This window comes from Streptosporangium sp. G12 (assembly GCF_052983175.1).
In genome coordinates, this window is sequence record NZ_JBRIQO010000017.1 from 100535 (window position 1) to 120044 (window position 19510).

Here is a 19510-nt window from a genome sequence, read left to right on the forward strand (position 1 = left end):
GGCACGGTTGGAACCGCATGACCGAACCCGGTGAGGATCAGGAGAGGGCGACTCCCCCCGTCTCCTCGGCGCTCCCCACACCTCCCGCACCTCCCGCCCCCTCGGTGTTCCCCGCACCCCCCGCCGCTCCCGTTCCGGGAGCCTCCGGGCCCGCCGCGACCGGAACCGCCGGAACTTCCGCCACCGCGACCACCGCGACCTCGGAGCCCGTGCCGCCCGAGGTCCCTCCGGTCGGGGACGGGCCACGGCGGGACCGGTACGTCGACTGGCTGCGCGCGTTCAGCCTGATCGTCGTGGTCGTCTGGCACTGGGCGTTCACGATCCTGCAGTGGGGCCCCGACGGCCCCTCTCCGACGAGCCCGCTGGGCTTCACCTCGGGGCTGTGGATCCTGACGTGGCTGCTGCAGGTGCTGCCGCTCTTCTTCTACGTGGGCGGATACGTCCACCTGCTGTCGTGGAACCGGGCCTGCGAGCGCGGGGTGGGCATCGGCACCTTCGTGTCGCGGCGCATCCGGAGCCTCGCGATCCCCGCGCTGGCGCTGGCCGGAACCTGGATCGTGTTCGGCGCGCTCGTGGCGTGGGCGTTCGGGATCGAGTGGATGGACCGCGTGGTCCTGCTCGTCATCAGCCCCCTCTGGTTCATCGGCGTCTACCTCGTGCTGATCGCCCTGCTCCCGATCTCGCTCTGGCTGCACCGGCACTACGACGTGCTTGCCCTGATCTGGCTGGCGGGCGCGGCGCTCGTCGTCGACGTGCTGCGGCTGCGCTACGGGTACGAGGCCGCGGGCTGGCTCAACATGATCATCGTCTGGGGACTGGCCCACCAGGCGGGTTTCTTCTACGACAGGGTGGTGGCGCTTCCCCGCCGCTTCGACGTCGCCATCCTGTGGACCGGGTTGTTCGCCCTCTTCGGCCTGGTCTACTCGGGCATCTACCCGGGTTCGATGGTGGGCGTTCCCGGCGACAAGCTCTCCAACATGGCGCCGCCCACCTTCGTCATCGTGGCGCTCCTGATCTTCCAGATCGGCCTGGTGGAGGTACTGAGGCCGTCCATGGAACGCCTGCTCGAACGTCCCAGGTGGCAGCGCGTGAACGAGACGGTCAACCGGTTCGCCCTCCCGCTGTTCCTGTTCCACACGACCGGCATGGCGATCTGGGTGGCGCTGACCTGGTGGCTGGCGGGCGGCGGGCCCGGCGCCGGGGTGCGGCCGGACCTGTTCTGGTGGCTGGAGCGCCCCCTGGCCGTCGCCGGGGCGCTGGTCTGCACGCTCCCGGTCATCATGCTCTTCGGACGCAAGTGGACGGCGAGACGACGCTAGCGCGACCCCGCGGGAACGAGGCCGGCGCCGCGCCCGGGCGGCGGACGGCCAGGTGGGGCCGGAGCCGGGGCCGGCGCCTCAGCGATCGTCGTCCGCGGAGTCCTTGGGCACCTTGCAGCAGTGCTCCAGGTACAGGGCCGAGCAGATCAGCAGCACGCACACCAGCATCGACCCGCCGGTGATGAAGAAGTCGCGGCGGGGGACCTCCTGCTCCAGCAGCTCCACCGTGTAGAGGGTGAACCCGGCGAAGATCCCGCCGAAGATCGCCCCGCCGTACGCGGAGGCCTTGGCCAGGGCGGCCAGGCGGGCCACGGCCAGGGGCTCGACGGGCTTGGTGTCGGGCTTGCGCTCGATCCTGGCCTTCGTCATCCACCCGCTGTAGAACTCGCCGATCGCCAGCAGCAGCACCGTCGGGATCGCCGTCCACGGCACGGTCGGCAGGTCCGAGTAGAGCGGTCTGAGGAGCGCCCAGGTGAGGATCGCGAACACGAGGAAGATCCCGATGAGGGCACCGGGGCGGGTGGGCTTCACACGGGCCTCTGGAGGGTCAGGTCGGGGCGCGGCCGTACGTAGCCCTGGTCGAGACCGGCCAGCAGGTCGGCCACCCGGCGGCCGGAGAGGGCGGCGCCGGGGTCGGCCCGCACCCAGGGGACCAGCACGAACGCGCGCTCGTGCGCCCTGGGGTGCGGCAGGGTGAGGTCGGGATCGTCCATGACGACGTCCCCCACGGTGATCAGGTCGATGTCCAGGGTGCGCGCTCCCCAGCGCTCCACCCGGACCCTGCCGAAGGCGTTCTCCACACCTTGAGCACGATCGAGGAGCGTCCGGGGTTCCAGCGCGCTCTCGGCGATCACCACCGCGTTGAGATAGGCGCCCTGTTCCGGACCGCCGACCGGGTCGGTCTCGTAGACCGGCGACACCGCGACGAACGTGAGCTCCGGCTTCTCGAACAGGGCGTCGAGCGCGCCCCGCAGGGTGCCGAACCGGTCGCCCAGATTGCTGCCGAGCGCCAGGACCACCCTCATGCCCGGCCCCGGGTGATCGTCACGATCACGTCGTCGAACGGCAGCGGGATCGGCGCGGCGGGCTTGTGCACGCTCACCTCCGCCGCCTGGACGAGCTCGCGGGCCAGGCAGACGTCGGCCAGGCGCTGGGCGAGGGTCTCGATCAGGTCGACCGGCTCGCCTCCCACGACCCGCGCCAGGTCCTCGGCGAGTTCGCCGTAGTGGACGGTCCTGGTGAGGTCGTCACCGGCCGCCGCCGGCGCCGTGTCGAGGAACAGGGTGACGTCGACGACGAACTCCTGGCCGAGCTCCCGCTCCGCCGCCAGCACGCCGTGCCGCCCGCGCACCCGCAGCCCTCTGAGGCTGATCCGGTCGGTGGCCGTCCTGCCGGACTCGCCGGAGGGCAGGCCGTACGCCACGGCCCCGGACGAGCCCAGGACCAGGTTCTCCAGCGGATCCGGCAGCCGGCCGCCGATCGGACCGCCGGCCGGCTCGTCGGCCGGATCTCCGATCAGGTCGTTGACGCCGTCGTCGATCCGCAGGGGCCGTCCCCCGGCCACCGGGTGACCGCCACCCCCGCCGGACCGTTCACCGGTGCGTTCGCTCACGCGGCTTCCTCTTCCTCGTCCTCGTCGTCCCCCTGCAGCACGGGTGAGCCGTGGTGCAGCCAGAGCCGCCACCCCGCCGACGTCCGCACGAAGGTGTTGCTCGCGACCACCTTGCCCGCCGCGAAGCTGGAATCACCTTCGTCGCCCGCGGTGAGGATGTTCTCCTCACAGGTGAGGATGGCGACGTCGCCCAGGACCATGACGCGGACGTCGGTCAGCACGAACTGGATGTAGGGCGTGTTGGCCATGATGAGCGCCCACGAGCGCAGCACCTCCTGCCGGCCGTTCACGATCGGCCAGCCGGGGTGGACGCAGCTCACCTGCTCGCCCTCGATGTCCTCGGCCCAGATCTCGGTCATCCGGTCGAGGTCGGCGTCCTCGATGGCGGTGTAGAACGCCTGGTTGACCGTCTCGACGGCGGTGGTGTCGACGCTCATGATCTCGCTCCCTGAACTGCGGCAGCCACACGGACGGCGTCCGCGTTCGGACGGACGTCGTGCACGCGCACACACCAGGCCCCCGCCTGCGCGGCGAGCGCGGTCACGGCGAGCGTGGCATCGTCACTACGACTGAAAGGGCGCGGCACGCCCTCCGGGTCGGCCAGGAGGCGACCCAGGAAGCGTTTCCGCGAGGCCCCGACGAGCAGCGGGTAACCCAGCTCTCCGAGCCTGTCGATGCCCGCGATCAGCGCCCAGTTGTGTTCGGGGTTCTTGGAGAAGCCCAGCCCCGGGTCGAGCACGATCTGCTCCTCCGACACCCCCTCGGCCAGCACCGAGGCGACCCGCTTGGCGAGCTCCTCGCGCACCTCGGTCACCACGTCGCCGTACACGGCCCTGCGGTCCATGGCGTGGCTGTGCCCCCGCCAGTGCATCACCACGTACGGCACGCCTGAGGCGGCCACGACCCTCGGCATCGCCGGGTCGGCCAGCCCTCCGCTGACGTCGTTGACCAGTTTCGCCCCGGCACGCACGGCCATCTGGGCGACCTCGGCCCGCATGGTGTCGACGCTGACGGTGACGCCCTCGCGGCTCAGCCCCCGGATGACCGGCTCGACCCTGGCCAGCTCCTCCTCCAGCGGCACCCGCGCGGCGCCGGGCCTGGTGGACTCGCCGCCGACGTCGACGATGTCGGCGCCCTGCTCGACCAGCTCCAGGCCGTGACGCACGGCCACCGCCGGGTCGAACCACCTGCCGCCGTCGGAGAAGGAGTCGGGAGTCACGTTGACCACGCCCATCACGAGGCACCGGCCCGCGTCCGGCAGCCCGGGCACACTCCACGTAGTCATGGCGACAAGCCTAGGCGTTGTGCCCTGTACGCCCGTCTCGTGGGTCCGGCTTGCGCCATAACGAATCCGCACACCCGTCACAGGGCGGACGGTCCTCGGTCGGTGTCCCGCCCGGGACGTCTGGCTGGCATGCGTTCTCCTCCACTCGGAGTCGGCGGCTCCGCGAGACCCTCGGGCGTGGCCATCTCGATCCGAGAGTCGGAGAGAACCCGATCGGGGCGCCCGGCCCTGCCGGGTGTGGCGATATTAGCCCGACCAAGGTCGGCGTGGGGGCGAAAACCCCGCCAGGGCCGCCGATCGGCGGTCCGGGCGGGGTCACGTCCGTACGGGCTCTCGAAAGCACGCGGGACGGCGATCAGCGGATGATGAGGGCCATCGCCTCGGCGCGGGTCTTGTCACTGTTGCGGAAGTCCCCGCGCACGGCCGAGGTGATCGTCTTGGCCCCTGGCTTGCGGACCCCCCGCATGGTCATGCAGAGGTGCTCGCACTCGATCACGACGATGACCCCCCGCGGCTCCAGCACGTTCATGAGCGCGTCGGCGATCTGGGAGGTCATCCTCTCCTGCACCTGGGGGCGCCTGGCGTACACGTCGACGAGGCGGGCGAGCTTGGACAGGCCGGTGACCTGCCCTTTCGCGTTCGGGATGTAGCCGACGTGGGCCACGCCGTGGAACGGCACGAGGTGGTGCTCGCAGGTCGAGTAGACCTCGATGTCGCGGACGAGCACCATCTCGTCGTGATCGACGTCGAAGACCGTGGTCAGGACGTCCTCCGGGGTCTGCCCCAGCCCGGCGAACTGCTCCGCGTAGGCGCGGGCGACGCGGGCGGGGGTGTCCTGGAGCCCGTCGCGGTCGGGATCCTCACCGATGGCGATGAGGATCTCCCGGACCGCGCTTTCCAGCCGGGCCGCGTCGACCTGGAGCGGCTTGGCACCCCCCACGTTCAGTTCACGTCCTTGGGCGAGGCGTCGGGGTGACCCGTCCCCGCCGGAAGGGCGCCGTTGCCACCGGCCGCCTGCTCGCCCGTGGGGAGCGCGCCGTTGCCGGACTGCTCCTTGCGGGACAGGATCGGCGGACGGTTGGAGGGCAGCCGCTTGCCGTAGCCGGAGTAGGAGGGCCTCTTCTCCTTGACGACGACCGGGGCGAAGATCTGCAGCACCTGGTCGCGGGAGAGGGTCTCCTTCTCCATCAGCTCCAGCACCAGGTTGTCGAGCACGTCGCGGTATTCGACGAGGATCTCCCAGGCCTGGTCGTGGCCGGACTCGATGAGGCGGCGGACCTCCTCGTCGATCGTGGAGGCGATCTTCTCGGAGTAGTCGCGCTCGTGGCCCATCTCGCGGCCGAGGAAGACCTCACCGTTGCCGCTGCCGAACTTGCGGGCGCCGAGCTGCTCGCTCATGCCGTACTCGGTGACCATGCGGCGGGCGATGGAGGTGGCCTTCTCGATGTCGTTGGAGGCGCCGGTGGTGGGCTCGTGGAAGACGAGCTCCTCCGCCGTACGGCCGCCGAGGAGCATCGCGAGCTGGTCCAGCATCTCCGAGCGGGTCGCGAGGAACTTGTCCTCCATCGGCAGCGTCATCGTGTAACCGAGGGCGCGTCCGCGGGACAGGATCGTGATCTTGTGGACCGGGTCGGAGTTGGGCAGCGCGTGCGCGACCAGGGCGTGCCCGCCCTCGTGGTACGCGATGATCTTCTTTTCCTGGTCCGACATGACGCGGGACTTGCGCTCGGGGCCGGCCATCACGCGGTCGATGGACTCCTCGAGCAGCTCCATCGTGATCAGCTTCTGGTCGGCCCGCGCGGTGAGCAGCGCGGCCTCGTTGATCACGTTGGCCAGGTCGGCACCGGTGAAACCGGGCGTCCGGCGGGCGATGATGTCGAGGTCGACGCCCTCGGCGAAGGGCTTGCCCCGGCCGTGCACCTTGAGGATGCCCTTGCGGCCCTCCAGGTCGGGACGGTCGACGGTGACCTGGCGGTCGAAACGACCGGGACGCAGCAGCGCCGGGTCGAGGATGTCGGGCCGGTTGGTCGCGGCGATCAGGATCACGCCGCCCTTGACGTCGAAGCCGTCCATCTCGACGAGGAGCTGGTTCAGCGTCTGCTCGCGCTCGTCGTGGCCGCCGCCGAGACCGGCGCCGCGGTGGCGGCCCACCGCGTCGATCTCGTCGATGAAGATGATCGCCGGAGCGTTCGCCTTGGCCTGCTCGAACAGGTCGCGGACCCGGGAGGCGCCGACACCGACGAACATCTCCACGAAGTCGGAACCGGAGATGGAGTAGAACGGCACCCCGGCCTCGCCGGCGACGGCCCTGGCGAGCAGGGTCTTTCCGGTTCCGGGCGGGCCGTAGAGCAGGACGCCCTTGGGGATCTTGGCGCCGATCGCCTGGAACTTCGCCGGGGCCTGCAGGAACTCCTTGATCTCCTGGAGCTCCTCGATGGCCTCGTCGGCACCCGCGACGTCGGCGAAGGTGGTCTTCGGGGTGTCCTTGGTGATGAGTTTCGCCTTCGACTTGCCGAAGTTCATCACCCGGGAGCCGCCGCCCTGCATCTGGTTCATGATGAACAGGAAGAACAGCACGATGAGAACGATCGGCAGGAAGCTCACCAGGAGCCCGAGAAGGAAGTTCTCCTTGGGCACGTCGACGTTGTATCCGCCGGGCAGCTTGTTGGCGGCCTCGGCCGTCTGGAGCCTGTCGGCGAGCTGCACGCCCTGGCCCGTCACCCACGAGGAGTAGTAGCGCTTCTTGTCGGTCAGAGTGACCTCGATGCGCTGGTCCTTGTCGATGATCTTGGCGTTGGAGACCTTGCCCTCGTCGATCCAGCTGATGATCTGGGAGGTGTCGCGTCTCTCGAAGTTGCCCTCACCGCCCCACATGGTGGTGACGAGAAGAAGCAGAACGACGATGCCCAGGATCCACAGCAGTGGCCCACGTGTAAATCGCTTGAGATCCATCCGATGCGGAACCCCGGCGGGCCCGTCCCTTCCTGACCAGAGCCTGGCAACCCCGGGCGAACCCGGGGTTCGCGGTATCCCTAACCGCTCCAACTGACTACCCAGAGACGGCGGGAGGCCACCTCTTCGGTTGTCCGAAGGTACACCGGCGTGGCGCGCGGGGTCACCGCGCGGACAGACCGGCTTTGCCCTACCAACGTACGTCAGGTAGGTCCGTGTTCCCCGCCGCTATGGGCAATGTCGCGTTTGTGGACGGCGCACTTCGCGCAGGGCGTACTTTTCAGCCCGCTCCGTATACGTGAGGGGCGAGAGTTCCGATGAAGGGAAGGTTGCGGTAGCGCTCGGCGTAGTCGAGGCCGTAACCGATCACGAACTCGTTGGGGATGTCGAAACCGACGTACTTCACGTCGATCGGCACCTTGACCGCGTCCGGCTTGCGCAGCGCGGCGCAGATCTCCACCGAGGCGGGGTTGCGCGACTTCAGGTTGTGGACCAGCCACGACAGGGTGAGGCCGGAGTCGATGATGTCCTCGACGACCAGCACGTGGCGTCCGGCGATGTCGGTGTCGAGGTCCTTGAGCACGCGCACGACGCCCGACGACCTGGTGCCCGCCCCGTAGGAGGAGACGGCCATCCAGTCCATCTGAACGGGCAGGTGCAGGGCCCTCGCCAGGTCCGCCATCACCATGACCGCGCCCTTGAGCACGCCCACGATCAGCAGGTCCTTGCCCGCGTAGTCCTCGTCGATCCGGCTCGCGAGCTCCTTGATCTTGGCTTGGAGCTCTTCCTCGGGAATGAGGACCTTCGAGAGGTCCCGGCCCATATCGGCTGCGTCCACCTGGGATTTTCCTTACGAAACGGGGCTGGCTGGCTGTCTGGCGAGTATCAGGGTGTCATACCGCCGAACCACGCCCACCCCCCCGGGCACCTCTACGCGCCGCTGCCCACGCCACGCCGTGACCAGACGGTCGACCTGCAGGACGTGCGAGGCCGCCAGCGTGCCCGGCGGCGATCCCGCGTCGATCGCCGCCCTCCGCAACACCCTCCGCCGCACGGCGGCCGGGAGCTCCTCCAGGTCCCGTACGGCCACCGTCACCGTGCTGATATCGCTAAGAGCGCAATCCCGTACGGCGACGCGGGCGTAGACCTCCTCGGCCCAGGCGTCCAGCGCGTCGGCGTCGTCGCGGCACAGGGACGCGGTCCTGGCGAGCGCCTCGGCGACGCCGGGGCCGAGCTCGTCCTCCAGGGCGGGCAGCAGCCGCTCGCGGACCCGGACCCGGGTGTATCGGGGGTCGAGGTTGTGCGGGTCGTCCCACGGGGTCAGGCCGAGCGCCGCGCAGGCCGCCACGGTCGTCGCCCGGCCGAGTTCCAGCAGCGGCCGCCGGTAGATTCCGGCCCGCGCGGGCATCCCGGCCAGCGACCGGGTGCCGCTCCCCCTGGCCAGCCCGAGCAGCACGGTCTCCGCCTGGTCGTCCCTGGTGTGCCCGAGCAGCACGGCCGCCGCCCCGAGGCGCTCCGCCGCCTCGGACAGGGCGGCGTACCTGGCCTGCCTGGCCGCCGCCTCCGGCCCTCCCGAGGTGCCGACGGAGACGGGCAGCGCCTCGGCGAGGTCGAGCCCCAGGCCGGGCGCGAGCCGCACGACGCCGCCCGCGCGCTCGCCCGAACCCTCCTGCAGGCCGTGGTCGACGCTGAGCAGGCCGGCGCGGAACCCGGCGCGGGGCGCCGTGAAACCCAGCGCGGCGGCCAGGGCCAGGGAGTCGGCGCCGCCGCTGCACGCGGCCAGCACCAGAGCGCCCGGCTCCAGGTCGCCCAGTGCGAGCCGTACGGCGCGCCGGATGTCGGCGACGGCGGGATGCGGACCCATGCCCGCCATTGTCCCGGCCTCGGACGGGACGGCGACACGACCACCCCGCTCACGGCCGGCGTGACCGGCGGGGTGAGCGCGGTCGACGGGGTGAGCACGGTCGACGGGCGGCCCGATTCGATCGGGCCGCCCGGCCGGACCGGTCAGCCGACGGTGCCGCTGGCCTCGGGAATGGCCGGGGTGCCGATCACCCTGGCGATCCAGCGCTCCGGCTTGGCGATCTCCGCCTGGGTGGGGAGCGTCTCCGGCGAGGTCCAGATCTTGTTGAAGCCGCCGATGCCCACCTGTCCCACGACCGTGCGGACGAAGGCCGATCCCTCGGCGTACTGCTTCATCTTGAGGTCGAGGCCGAGCAGCCTGCGGATCGTGCGGTCGAGCCGGGAACCGCCCTCGCGGCGGTGGTGGAACTTGGCGCGGATGTCGGCGACCGAGGGGACCACCGAGGGACCCACCGCGTCCATGACGTAGTCGCCGTGCCCCTCGACCAGGGTCATCACCGCGGTGAGCCGGTCGAGGATCACCTTCTGCTCGGGCGTCTGGATCGCGTCGATCAGGTTGCCCTCCCCGCCCCTGACGACGTCCGTGAACGTGCCGGCGGCCGAGCGGAGCCGCTCCAGCAGCGCGGGCAGGTCGATGTCGGAGGCGAGCAGGAAGTCGGTCGTCTGCGTGCTGACGTACTCGCGCAGCCAGGGGACGCCGGTGAACTGCACCCGGTGGGTCTCCTCGTGCAGGCAGACCCAGAGGCGGAAGTCACGCGGGTTGACGTTGAGCTCCTGCTCGGCGTGAACGATGTTGGGCGCGACCAGGGTGAGACGTCCCGTGGGCGCCTGGCCGGTCGGGTCGGGCGGCAGGAACAGCTCGTACTGCCCCAGGACGCGGGAGGCGAGGAAGGCCAGCACCGCGCCCACCTCGACCCCGGTGACGCGCGAGCCCACCGCGCTCACGATCGCCGGTGTCTGGCTCCCCCGGGCGGCCATCCGCTCGGTGAGCGGCTCCAGCACCACCCGGAAGCCGTCGACGTTGGCCTTGATCCAGCCGGGCCTGTCGACGATGGTCGCGGGTTGCGGCGCGGTCTCGGTGTCGATTCGGGTGAACTCGCGGACGTGCCCCTCGGCCTCACGCGAGAGCCGCCGTAAATCGGCGACGGCCTGCCGGGCCTCCTCTCGGCTGACTTGCGGCCCGGGGCGCACCAGGCGCGTTCCGGTCGCGACGGCAAGATCCCAGTCGATCACCTGCATACCGTCCACCGTACGTGCTCTCCCGTCGACTCGCGCACCCGGAACCCGTGATCAGCCGGCGGCGACCGCGGCGGCGAGCCTGTCGAGGGCCGCCTCGGCCTTGCCCCAGCCCGGCGGGACCCGGTCCGCCATGAAGGCGAAGGTCACCATGCGTCCGCCCCGCGTGGTGGTGATGCCCGCCAGGGTGTTGACCCCGTCGAGGGTGCCCGTCTTGGCGCGGATCAGCCCGTAGGCGGAGTGGAGCTTGTCGAACCGGTGCCCGAGGGTGCCGCTGAAGCCGGCGACCGGCATGCCGCTGATGATCGGGTGCAGGCCGGGATTGGCCGGTGAGGCCGCCGCCGCGACCAGGCGGGCGAGCGCCTCGGGGGCGATGCGGTTCTTCGGCGACAGCCCGCTGCCGTCGAACACCCGCACGCCCTTCGCCGCGCCGAGCCGGGTCAGCACCTTGCCGACGGCCGCGGCGCCGCCGTCGAAGGAGGCCGGCTCCCCCTCCTTGATCGCCACGTGCCTGGCCAGCGCCTCCGACAGGTCGTTGTCGCTGAGCGTGAGGGCCCGCTCGACCAGGGCGTAGACCGGCGCGGAGTCGACCCGGGCGAGCTCCTGCGCACCGGCCGGGGCCTTGGACCGCCTGGCGGACTTGGAGACCGTGACCCCGTACTTCGACAGCAGCGACACGAACGCGGCGTGCGCCGTGCGGGAGGGGTCGGAGACCCGCTGGTCGCTTCCCCGCGAGACCCTGCCCTCGTCGATCATGAGCGCCGTGACGGGGGCGACGCTGCCCTCGGGGACGTAACCGGGCTTCCAGGTCGCGGCGGTACGCGACCCGGTGTAGAGGGAGTCGTCGTAGGCCACCGTCACCTTGGACACGCCGGCCTCCTTGAGCGCCCTGGCGGTACGCGAGGCGAGGGTGGCGAGCGAGGCGGGCCGGGGATAGACCGGGCTCCCCGCCGTCCTGGGACTCGCCAGGGTGGGGTCGCCGCCGCCGACGAGGATGATCGAGCCGGGCGAGGAGCCCCGCACCACGCGGGTGCTCAGCCTGGTGTCGGGTCCAAGCGAGGCCATCGAGGCGACCGCGGTGACGACCTTGGTGGTGGAGGCGGGGGTGATGCCCGTGGCCGCGCCGCTGCCGAACAGCAGGGCGCCCGTCTCCGCGTCGAGGACCGCGGCGCCGACACTTCTCCCCAGGGCGGGGTCACCCAACGCCTCGGTCAGCCGCTCCGCCAAAGTACCCTTGGCGGGGAGAGGGCCGTTCCCCCCCGCGGCCAGCACCGGACCCGCGGTGATGACCGGGACGGGGGGCGGCTCGGCCGACGCGACGATCGTCTCGGGCTCACCCTCGACCAGCACATCGCTGGTGAGCAGGTGTGCCCCGGCCGCGACGACGAAGATCTGCAGCAGGACGAGAGTGACCAAGGCCACCCACCGCTCACGCCGCATTATCGTCGCCGTCCTCTCATCATCGGTATCCAAAAGGCATAAATCGCCTACGAGACATTAACGCCCAACCGGGGGTGCCCGGGGGTTTGAGTGGAGGAACCGCGGTGGAGTTCGACGTTCTCGTTGAGATTCCCAAGGGGCAACGGAACAAGTACGAGGTGGACCACGAGTCAGGCCGCATCAGGCTCGACCGCATGCTCTTCACCTCCACGCAGTACCCCGCCGACTACGGCTTCATCGAAGACACGCTCGGCGAGGACGGTGATCCACTCGACGCCCTCGTGCTGCTCCAGGAGCCGACCTTCCCCGGCTGTCTGATCAAGTGCCGGGCGGTCGGCATGTTCCGCATGACCGACGAGAAGGGCGGCGACGACAAGGTCCTGTGCGTCCCCGCCACCGATCCCCGGATGGAACACATCCGCGACATCCACCACGTGCCGGAGTTCGACCGCCTGGAGATCCAGCACTTCTTCGAGGTCTACAAGGATCTCGAGCCCGGCAAGTCGGTCGAGGGCGCCAACTGGGTCGGCAGGGTGGAGGCCGAAGAGGAGATCGTCCGCTCCATCAAGCGCGCCAAGGACGAGGTCCACGGAAAGCACTGATTCGTGACCGGATTATTACCCGGTCTTTGGCCGGTCGCCCCTTGGCCGGTCGTCTTCCGGACGGTCGTCCTTTGACCGGTCGTCCATCGGAGAATCGGTTTTCAGCCGGTCGTTCGTCGAGCGGCCGGCCTTTGACCGGTCGTCCATCGGACGGTCGTCCCTGGCCGGTCGTTCATCGGACGCCCGGTCCTTGGCCGGTCGTCACGCGGGACGGGTCGCGCCGACGAGGTCGCTGCGCCACATCGGCGCGACCCTGACCACGTCCCCCGTCTGCGGGGCGTGCACCATCAGCCCCCGGCCGATGTAGATCCCCACATGGTGGATGTCGCCGGGGTTCTGGGTGATCTGCCCGTAGAAGAGCAGGTCGCCCCGCTGGAGCTCGCTGAGCCGCACGTGCGGGCCCGCGGTCCACTGGGTGCCGGTCCAGTGGTCCATGACGACCCCGACCCGCTCCCAGGCCCGCATGGTCAGCCCCGAGCAGTCGTAGGAGGCCGGCCCGTCGGCCGCCCACACGTACGGCTTGTCGAGCTGGGTGAGCGCCCAGTCGGCGGCGATGTCGCCCCTGGCGGAACCGGCCGTCACGTTGAGCGCCCAGCGTGACGCGGGCTCTCCCGAGGCCACCGCCATCCGCGCCGCCTCGCGGCGCACGGCGGCCGCCTGATACCGAGCGCGCTCGGCGTTCTCCCTCGCGATCCTGGCCTGCTCCAGGGCCGCCTCACGCTTTTTGGCGAGCAGGTCGGCGGCGCCGCGCGCCTCTTCGGCCAGCTTCTCCAGCCGCGCCTGCTCCTCCTTGATCCGCCGGGTCTCGTCGACCTGTCTGGCGACGGCCTCCTCGGCCGCGATCTTCGCCTCCTCGGCTCTCGCCTGTGCCTCCCGTTGCACGGCGTAGGCGTCGTCCGCCTGCGCCTGGAGGATGGCGAAGACCTCCTGGGCCTCGCGTAGCTGCTTGAGCGTCTCCGCCTGCCCTCCGCCCATGTGGGCCAGGATGCTGGCCCTGCGCAGGTAGCCGTCGTCCGTGGGGCCGCCGCTGTCGGTCATCATGGCCATCATGGGCTGGGCGATGTCCAGCCCGCCGTAGTTCTGGGCGGTGATCGCGGCCACCGCCTCCCGGGCCTCCCCGACCTCGGAGCCCGCCGTCCTGGCTCGCTCGGCCGCCTGCTCGGCGAGCTTCTTGACGCGAGCCGTCTTGACCAGCTCCCCGTTGTACGACTCGACGAGCCGCTCCGCCTGGGCGACCAGCTCCTCCAGCCTGGCCTGCGCCTCGGCGACCAGGACCGTGGTCGAGCCGAGCCTCTCACCGCGCTCGCGGGCCAGCGCCCGCGCTTCGGCCACCTCATCGGCCGACGGGCCCGACACGCCGCCCGGCGCGGCGTCGCCCGGTCCCGGCCGGCCAGGAACAGCGCCGGCGGGGAGCCCCGGCCCGGCGATCAGGCAACAGGCGAGGCCCGCCACCGCGGCGGCATGACGGCGCCGTCTGACTGAATGCATGCGTCTCCCCCCGGAGTCCCCTTGAATACCGCGTGTCGCGGTCTCACCGCGTGTCGCGATCCCGCCGCACGACGCGGCGCGTCGCCGCCTGCCAGGCGGCGGCCTATCTCAACATTCCCGCTCGTCACTCTCCGCACACATGCCACTCACACCCCGTAGTCACCGCCCGCCACAATACCCCCGTCGGCAAGGGCCTCGGCCCCCGTATCTCACACCCGATCTCCTGTACGGCGGGTGCGCGGCGGTTTTCTCCCCGGACGTCCGTACGGCCCGCCCGGCGGAGGTCCGGGGCGGGCCGAGAGCAGGGGCCGGAGAGCAGAGAACGGAGTTCGAAGTTCGGAGAAGGCACGGGCCCGGGAATGGGGACGGGGACGGGGAGGGCAAGGGGCAGAAGAGCAGGGGGCGGGGAACGGGGAGGCGGCGGCAGACCGGTGAAGCCGGTCAGATCGATCAGGCCGGTATGGCCGCCGCCCCGGAGGGGGTGGGAGACTCCGGCCGCGAGGGCGGGGCGGCGGGATTCGTACCGGTGGAGGCCTGCGGGGAACCCCCCGAGGACCGGCCCCGGCCTGGATCGCCCGGCGACCGCCCCTGACCCGCGCCGTCCGGGGTCCGCCCGTGACCCGAGCCGTTCGAGATCCGTTCCGGGCTCTGGCCACCCGGGCTCCCCCCGCGGCCCGCGCCGTCCGAGGCCCGCCCCGGACCGGCGGGGGCCGGTCGGGAATCGTCGGGGACCTGCCGCGGACCGGACCTCGGGTGACCGGGGTTCGCCCGCGGGCGTCGCGGATCGGCGTGCGACGGCCGGGGGTTCGCCCGCGGCGGCTCCGGATCGGCCCGCGGCGGTCGAGGGACCGCGCGCGGAGGCCTGTGCTCCCCTCTCGGGGGCCTCGGATTCGCCCGCGGAGGTGCCGGGTCCGCCTGTGGGGAGCCCGGATTCGCCCGCGGGGGCGTCGGGCCCACCGGCCGGTGGGTGAGCCCGCAGCGGCGGGAGGAGTGTCCGTGGTGGTCGCGGGACGGGGGGTGCCTGTCCGGCGTGCCGACCCCGGAAGATCCCGGCGACACGGGCGACACGGGCGACACGGGCGACACGGGCAGGGACGGCTGGGCCGGGTTCTCCGCCGGAGCGGCCGGCCGGTCGGCCGGCCCGTCGGCCGAAGGTCCCTCACGGGCGGGATCGGCCGCTCCGTCGCCGGACGAGCCGTCACCCGGCCGCCGGGGCGAGGCCTCCGTCCAAGGACCGGCCAGGTCCGGCGTCCCCGTCTCGTCGTCCCCGAAGGCGGGTCCGGTGGCACTGACCGGCTCCGTCATCCCGAGCGAACCGATCCGCTCGACGGCCATGCCCTCCCCGACGGGTTCCAGCGGCGCGGACGTGCCGCCCCGCCGGGACTCCCCCGGTATCCGGGTGTCCGGAGGCTCCGCCACCGCCGGGAACGTACCCGAGGCGACGCCGGGACCCGCGCCTCCCGGGTCGGCCACCGACTGGGCGAGGACCAGGGCCAGCGCCGTCACCGCGGCGACCGCGGCCGCCGCGCCGGCCAGCGCGTGGGGCCGGCGGCTTCCGCGCCCCCTGCCGACGGGGAACCCGGCAGCGTCGAGGGGGCCGGCCAGGCGGGCGACGTCGCGCCGGTAGGGGACCCGCTCGGGGTCGGTGAAGTGGCTCATCACCCACTCGCGCAGCGTGGGCGGGAGCGCGACCAGAGGGAGCAGGTCGAAGACCTTGGCCGCGGAGACCTGCCTGACCCGGTGCGGGGCGCAGGTGTCGCAGCGGTTCACGTGGCGGATGACCCGCTCGCGCGCCTCCGGCGTGAGCTCACCGGTGAAGCCGGTGAGCATGCGGGCCCGGCTCGCGCAGTCGTAGGGCCCCTTGCGGACGAGGACCTCCGCGGTGACGACGTCGCGCAGACGCTCCCTCGCCGACTCGTACAGCGCACCGGCGACCTTGGGGGTGACGCCCAGGACCGCGGCGAGGTCGATGGGCCCGAAGCCGTGCCGGCAGCTCAGGTCGAGGACCTCATGGTCGTCGGCCGACAGGCTCCGGGTGGCGTTCCACGCCATCACCCGCAGGTCCGCGTCGCCTCCGGCGGCGAACACCGGGGCGGGGACCGGCGAATCGCGCCCCCCGGCGAGATGACGCCGTACGCACTCCCCCCGAGCGAGTGCGTACAGCCACGCCTCCAGCCGACGGGAGTCGGCGAGCGCGTGAACATGGGCCTCGGCGGCGATGAAGGTGCCGAGGAGCGCCGATTCCGCGGCGTCGGAGGTGGCGAGCATTGAACGGCAGTATCGGTAGACGCTTTCCGCGTATGAGTCGTAGAGATCGGCGAGGGCTCCGGGGCTCCTCGCGCACAACGCCGCGACCAGGACACTGTCAGTCATGTAATCGAAGGTAAACGCCGGGTAACCGGAAATTCCAGCGATTCGCGTACGGTGACTCCGACTGTCTTCGTCACGTCAACGATTCGAGTAAAAACCTGCCACTAATAGCAATCATAAATATCGATAAATAGCCATTTAATCGAACTAATCGTGCCTATTGGTACGCCGAGGAAGGACCGCCGGCCGTGGGCGGACGGTCACGACGAGCGGTCACGGATGAAGGGCCCAGGACCGACGGTCACGGACGAGCGGTCATGGACGGACGGCGCCCGCGAGGGGCGCCTGCCTGCCCCGGTCCTTGACGAACGGCGGCATCTTCGGCTTGACCGTGTTCAGGGGCAGCGAACCGCCGAGGGCGAGTTGCTCGAAGGGGCGGCTGCTCGACCCCCAGGTGCGCGCGGTCACCTCGGCGGAGGCGATGTCGCGGGTGTCCTCGACGCTCTTGATCTGCAGGATGAACCGGCGCTTCTGGCCCGCTTGGACGTTGTCCACGAACGTGCTCCCACCGCCGAGCAGCTTGCCCCGTTTGTCGCGCAGGAGCGCGGTGACGGCCAGGCTGCGGGCCGGTATCACGTACGGGGTGCCGACGTAGCCGGTGACGAGATAGTCGCCGTCGGCCGTGCGGTCGGTCAGCACCTCGCGAACCGGGAAGGGCTGGAAGGCCGAGACGATCCGGCCCGCCTGGTGCCAGCGCGCCGGGCGGTACGCGATGCTCACGGCGGCGGGCTTGTCCTGGGTCACCACCTGGCCGGTGAAGGGGAGCGTCCCCGCGGGGGGCACGGCGTCCAGCGGCTGTTCCAGCCGGACGACCTCCTTGCCCTCGGAGTTCTTGGCCACCACGGTGGCCACGACGTGCTCGCCGAAGTGCCACGGGTTGGTGTTGGCGAGCACTCCGGCCCAGTTCACCACGTACCCATCATCGCCCTTGATGATGGACGAGGCCTGCTCCCTGACCGCGATCGGCTGGAGCGCGGCGGCCTGCTTCGTCTCCTCCTCGTCGTCGGTGCATCCGGCGCATCCGACAAGGAGGAGGAGTGCGAGGGCGCCGACGATTCGGGTGCTGTGCGTCACCTAGCCGTGATAACCGGTGACGGCCTCCCGCCCACCTGGACACGCCGGAAACGGCCCGAGTCTTTACCTCTGCCGGACAACTCTGGCCTCATCCCATACCGGTTCGGATGATTCGTAGACCTTCCCATCCGCGCCGAAGACCAGATACCGGTCGAAGTCATCGGCGAACCAGCGGTCGTGGGTGACGGCGACCACGGTCCCGTCGAAGGCGTCCAGCCCTTCCTGGAGAGCCTCGGCACTGGCCAGGTCGAGGTTGTCGGTCGGCTCGTCCAGCAGCAGCAGGGTGGTGCCCGACAGTTCGAGCAGCAGGATCTGCAACCGGGCCTGCTGGCCTCCGGACAGTGTCTCGAAGCGCTGCTCGGCGATGGTCCCGGCCAGCTCGTAGCGGGACAGCACCTTCATCGCCTCGTTCTTGAGCCGGGCGTGCTCGGTCATCACGATCTCGCAGGGCGTCCGGCCGATGAGCTCGGGGCGGGCGTGCGTCTGGGCGAAGTGGCCGGGGACGACCCGGGCGCCGAGCCTGGCCACGCCGGTGTGCCTGACCTCCTCTCCGGCGATCAGGCGCAGGAAGTGCGACTTGCCCGAGCCGTTGGAACCCAGCACCGCCACCCGCTCGCCGTACCAGATCTCCAGGTCGAACGGTTTCATCAGGCCGGTGAGCTCCAGCTTCTCGCAGATCACCGCCCGCTTGGCGGTCCGCCCGCCCTTGAGCCGCATGCTGATGAACTGCTCCTTGGGCGCCGCCTCCGGCGGCCCGGCCTCCTCGAACCTGCGCAGCCGGGTCTGGGCCGAGTGGTAGGCGGCGGCCATGGTGTCCATGTACTTGGCCTTCTGCTTCAGCATGAGGACCAGGCGCTTGATCTTGGCGTGCTCCTCGTCCCAGCGCTTCTTCAGCTCGTCGAGGCGCTCGTTGCGCTCCCTGCGCGCCTGCGCGTACGAGCGGAAGCCCCCGCCGTGGACCCAGATGTTGCCGGACTCGACGGTGATGATCCGGTCGGCCGCGTTGGCCAGGAGCTCCCTGTCGTGGCTGACCAGCAGCACCGTCTTGGCCGTCTCGCGCAGCGCCCGCTCCAGCCAGAGCTTGCCCGGCACGTCCAGGTAGTTGTCCGGCTCGTCGAGCAGCAGCGTCTGGTCGGGCCCCCGCAGCAGCGCCTCCAGCACCAGCCGCTTCTGCTCACCGCCCGACAGCGTGTTGACCTCGCGGTACTTGCAGTCGTCGTACGGCATGCCGAGGGCGGCCATGGTGCAGGTGTCCCAGAGCACCTCGATGTCGTAGCCGCCCGCGTCGGTGTAGTCGGTGATGGCCTGCGCGTAGCGCATCTGCGCCTTCTCGTCCTCGCGCTCCATCATCACGAGCTCGGCGGCGTCGAGCCGCTCGGCCGCCTCCCGCACGCGCTGCGGGGCGACGCTGACCAGCAGGTCGTGCACGGACCTGCCGTCGCGGATGCTGCCGATGAACTGCCGCATGATGCCCAGGCCACCGGAGCTGGCGACGCTCCCGTCGACCGGCTGCAGGTCGCCCGCGATCAGCCGCATCAGGGTCGTCTTGCCCGCCCCGTTGGGCCCGACGAGTGCCGCCTTGACCCCCTCGCCGACCCGGAAGGACACGTCGTCCAGCAACGGCCGCCCATCCGGCAGGACATATGTCAGATGACCGACCTCAACATGTGCCACTGTGCTTCCCTCTTTCCAAGTCCCCGCGCAGGCTACATGCCGGTTTCAGGTCCGGCATCCCCATTCCAGCCGGTACGGCCTGGCGATCCGGTCGTCATGCCCACGGCGAGCAGACGCCCCGGTACTCGGCGGTTCGTCGCGCTGTCGCGACGATCGGGCACGTCATGAGCTCATCCTGAGCCCGGATGATGTCCGCTACCCGGGGACGTACGGGGTCACTGTCGCGGGCCGCACGATCAGGCACGCAGTCTGAGGCCGCTTCCGCGTCGATCGGTAACCGCAGTTCAGAGCCGTGTCCGTTGGATTTTCGCTGTTTGCCGCGGGACCCCTTGTCAGTCCGTCGACTCCGCCATATGGCGCAAATTTCGCGAACTATCCCTTCATGGACACAAGTAATTAAATACACCCAAGGCGCCTCATTGAGATTTTTGTCAGAAAAAGATGGTCAACCAAAATCATTATCGGTATTACTACTTTCAGTTACGGAACGCCCGACACCAGGACAAGGCCGTACGTTTATCCATCGGTCCGAAAATGTTTAAAATGAGGTATTTATTTCGTCAGCGGCGCTGATTACTCTCCCGATCATGGGTTC

At 70.6% G+C, this 19510-nt stretch carries 17 protein-coding genes; 2 read left to right on the forward strand and 15 right to left on the reverse strand.

Annotated features, from left to right (window positions below):
• Nucleotides 1-17: 17 nt before the first annotated feature.
• Nucleotides 18-1319: an acyltransferase family protein gene (locus ACVCAG_RS25470; protein ID WP_447190390.1), complete on the forward strand. Its 1302-nt coding sequence runs from the start codon at nt 18-20 to the stop codon at nt 1317-1319.
• A 78-nt stretch (nt 1320-1397) separates the two neighbouring features.
• Here the strand turns inward: ACVCAG_RS25470 and ACVCAG_RS25475 are convergent, their stop codons facing one another.
• The 11 genes from ACVCAG_RS25475 to dacB form a co-directional block, all read right to left on the reverse strand.
• Complete coding sequence (locus ACVCAG_RS25475; protein WP_440086741.1) at nt 1398-1850, reverse strand: DUF3180 domain-containing protein; 453 nt, start codon at nt 1848-1850, stop codon at nt 1398-1400.
• Nucleotides 1847-2344: a 2-amino-4-hydroxy-6-hydroxymethyldihydropteridine diphosphokinase gene (gene folK / locus ACVCAG_RS25480; protein ID WP_447190391.1), complete on the reverse strand. Its 498-nt coding sequence runs from the start codon at nt 2342-2344 to the stop codon at nt 1847-1849. The genes ACVCAG_RS25475 and folK overlap by 4 nt, the downstream gene beginning before the upstream one ends.
• Nucleotides 2341-2730 carry a dihydroneopterin aldolase gene (gene folB, locus ACVCAG_RS25485; RefSeq protein ID WP_440086833.1) on the reverse strand — a complete coding sequence of 130 codons (390 nt, stop codon included), beginning with the start codon at nt 2728-2730 and terminating at the stop codon, nt 2341-2343. The genes folK and folB overlap by 4 nt, the downstream gene beginning before the upstream one ends.
• A 197-nt stretch (nt 2731-2927) precedes the next feature.
• Entirely contained in the window at nt 2928-3368 is a 441-nt protein-coding gene (locus ACVCAG_RS25490; RefSeq protein WP_350972537.1) for a nuclear transport factor 2 family protein, read from the reverse strand.
• On the reverse strand, nt 3365-4216 hold the full coding sequence (folP, locus tag ACVCAG_RS25495) for a dihydropteroate synthase (protein WP_440086743.1): 852 nt from the start codon (nt 4214-4216) through the stop codon (nt 3365-3367). The genes ACVCAG_RS25490 and folP overlap by 4 nt, the downstream gene beginning before the upstream one ends.
• Before the next feature lie 355 nt (nt 4217-4571).
• The gene (gene folE / locus ACVCAG_RS25500; protein ID WP_440071410.1) at nt 4572-5162 is read right to left on the reverse strand and encodes a GTP cyclohydrolase I FolE; all 591 of its coding nucleotides are present in this window, start codon (nt 5160-5162) and stop codon (nt 4572-4574) included.
• On the reverse strand, nt 5159-7168 hold the full coding sequence (gene ftsH / locus ACVCAG_RS25505; RefSeq protein WP_440086744.1) for an ATP-dependent zinc metalloprotease FtsH: 2010 nt from the start codon (nt 7166-7168) through the stop codon (nt 5159-5161). The genes folE and ftsH overlap by 4 nt, the downstream gene beginning before the upstream one ends.
• A gap of 280 nt (nt 7169-7448) precedes the next feature.
• Entirely contained in the window at nt 7449-8006 is a 558-nt protein-coding gene (gene hpt / locus ACVCAG_RS25510; RefSeq protein WP_440086745.1) for a hypoxanthine phosphoribosyltransferase, read from the reverse strand.
• A gap of 12 nt (nt 8007-8018) precedes the next feature.
• Nucleotides 8019-9032 (reverse strand): tRNA lysidine(34) synthetase TilS, encoded by a 1014-nt coding sequence (gene tilS, locus ACVCAG_RS25515; RefSeq protein ID WP_440086746.1) that lies wholly within the window; start codon nt 9030-9032, stop codon nt 8019-8021.
• Between the two features lie 143 nt (nt 9033-9175).
• Complete coding sequence (locus tag ACVCAG_RS25520; RefSeq protein WP_440086747.1) at nt 9176-10270, reverse strand: zinc-dependent metalloprotease; 1095 nt, start codon at nt 10268-10270, stop codon at nt 9176-9178.
• Between the two features lie 51 nt (nt 10271-10321).
• Nucleotides 10322-11689, reverse strand: coding sequence for a D-alanyl-D-alanine carboxypeptidase/D-alanyl-D-alanine endopeptidase (gene dacB, locus ACVCAG_RS25525; protein WP_440086748.1), 1368 nt, complete (start codon nt 11687-11689; stop codon nt 10322-10324).
• Between the two features lie 122 nt (nt 11690-11811).
• Here dacB and ACVCAG_RS25530 point away from each other — a divergent pair, with 122 nt between their 5' ends.
• Nucleotides 11812-12309: an inorganic diphosphatase gene (locus tag ACVCAG_RS25530; RefSeq protein WP_329087576.1), complete on the forward strand. Its 498-nt coding sequence runs from the start codon at nt 11812-11814 to the stop codon at nt 12307-12309.
• 201 nt (nt 12310-12510) lie between these two features.
• Here the strand turns inward: ACVCAG_RS25530 and ACVCAG_RS25535 are convergent, their stop codons facing one another.
• From ACVCAG_RS25535 to ACVCAG_RS25550, 4 genes are all read right to left on the reverse strand, one after another.
• Nucleotides 12511-13797, reverse strand: a complete 1287-nt coding sequence (locus tag ACVCAG_RS25535; RefSeq protein ID WP_447190392.1) for an NlpC/P60 family protein — start codon at nt 13795-13797, stop codon at nt 12511-12513.
• 450 nt (nt 13798-14247) lie between these two features.
• A complete protein-coding gene (locus ACVCAG_RS25540) occupies nt 14248-16170 on the reverse strand; it encodes a hypothetical protein (RefSeq protein WP_447190393.1) in 1923 nt (640 codons plus the stop codon).
• 252 nt (nt 16171-16422) lie between these two features.
• Complete coding sequence (locus tag ACVCAG_RS25545; protein WP_440086751.1) at nt 16423-17241, reverse strand: hypothetical protein; 819 nt, start codon at nt 17239-17241, stop codon at nt 16423-16425.
• Nucleotides 17242-17304: 63 nt separating this feature from the next.
• Nucleotides 17305-18915 (reverse strand): ABC-F family ATP-binding cassette domain-containing protein, encoded by a 1611-nt coding sequence (locus ACVCAG_RS25550; protein WP_447190394.1) that lies wholly within the window; start codon nt 18913-18915, stop codon nt 17305-17307.
• Nucleotides 18916-19510 lie beyond the last annotated feature (595 nt).

What these genes read in the sequence shown, in the direction of transcription:
- ACVCAG_RS25470 (WP_447190390.1), top strand. Translation starts at nt 18, where the DNA reads ATGACCGAACCCGGTGAGGATCAGGAGAGGGCGACTCCCCCCGTCTCC.
- folK (WP_447190391.1), bottom strand. Translation starts at nt 2,344, where the DNA reads ATGAGGGTGGTCCTGGCGCTCGGCAGCAATCTGGGCGACCGGTTCGGC.
- ACVCAG_RS25490 (WP_350972537.1), bottom strand. Translation starts at nt 3,368, where the DNA reads ATGAGCGTCGACACCACCGCCGTCGAGACGGTCAACCAGGCGTTCTAC.
- folP (WP_440086743.1), bottom strand. Translation starts at nt 4,216, where the DNA reads ATGACTACGTGGAGTGTGCCCGGGCTGCCGGACGCGGGCCGGTGCCTC.
- ftsH (WP_440086744.1), bottom strand. Translation starts at nt 7,168, where the DNA reads ATGGATCTCAAGCGATTTACACGTGGGCCACTGCTGTGGATCCTGGGC.
- tilS (WP_440086746.1), bottom strand. Translation starts at nt 9,032, where the DNA reads ATGGGTCCGCATCCCGCCGTCGCCGACATCCGGCGCGCCGTACGGCTC.
- ACVCAG_RS25520 (WP_440086747.1), bottom strand. Translation starts at nt 10,270, where the DNA reads ATGCAGGTGATCGACTGGGATCTTGCCGTCGCGACCGGAACGCGCCTG.
- ACVCAG_RS25535 (WP_447190392.1), bottom strand. Translation starts at nt 13,797, where the DNA reads ATGCATTCAGTCAGACGGCGCCGTCATGCCGCCGCGGTGGCGGGCCTC.
- ACVCAG_RS25540 (WP_447190393.1), bottom strand. Translation starts at nt 16,170, where the DNA reads ATGACTGACAGTGTCCTGGTCGCGGCGTTGTGCGCGAGGAGCCCCGGA.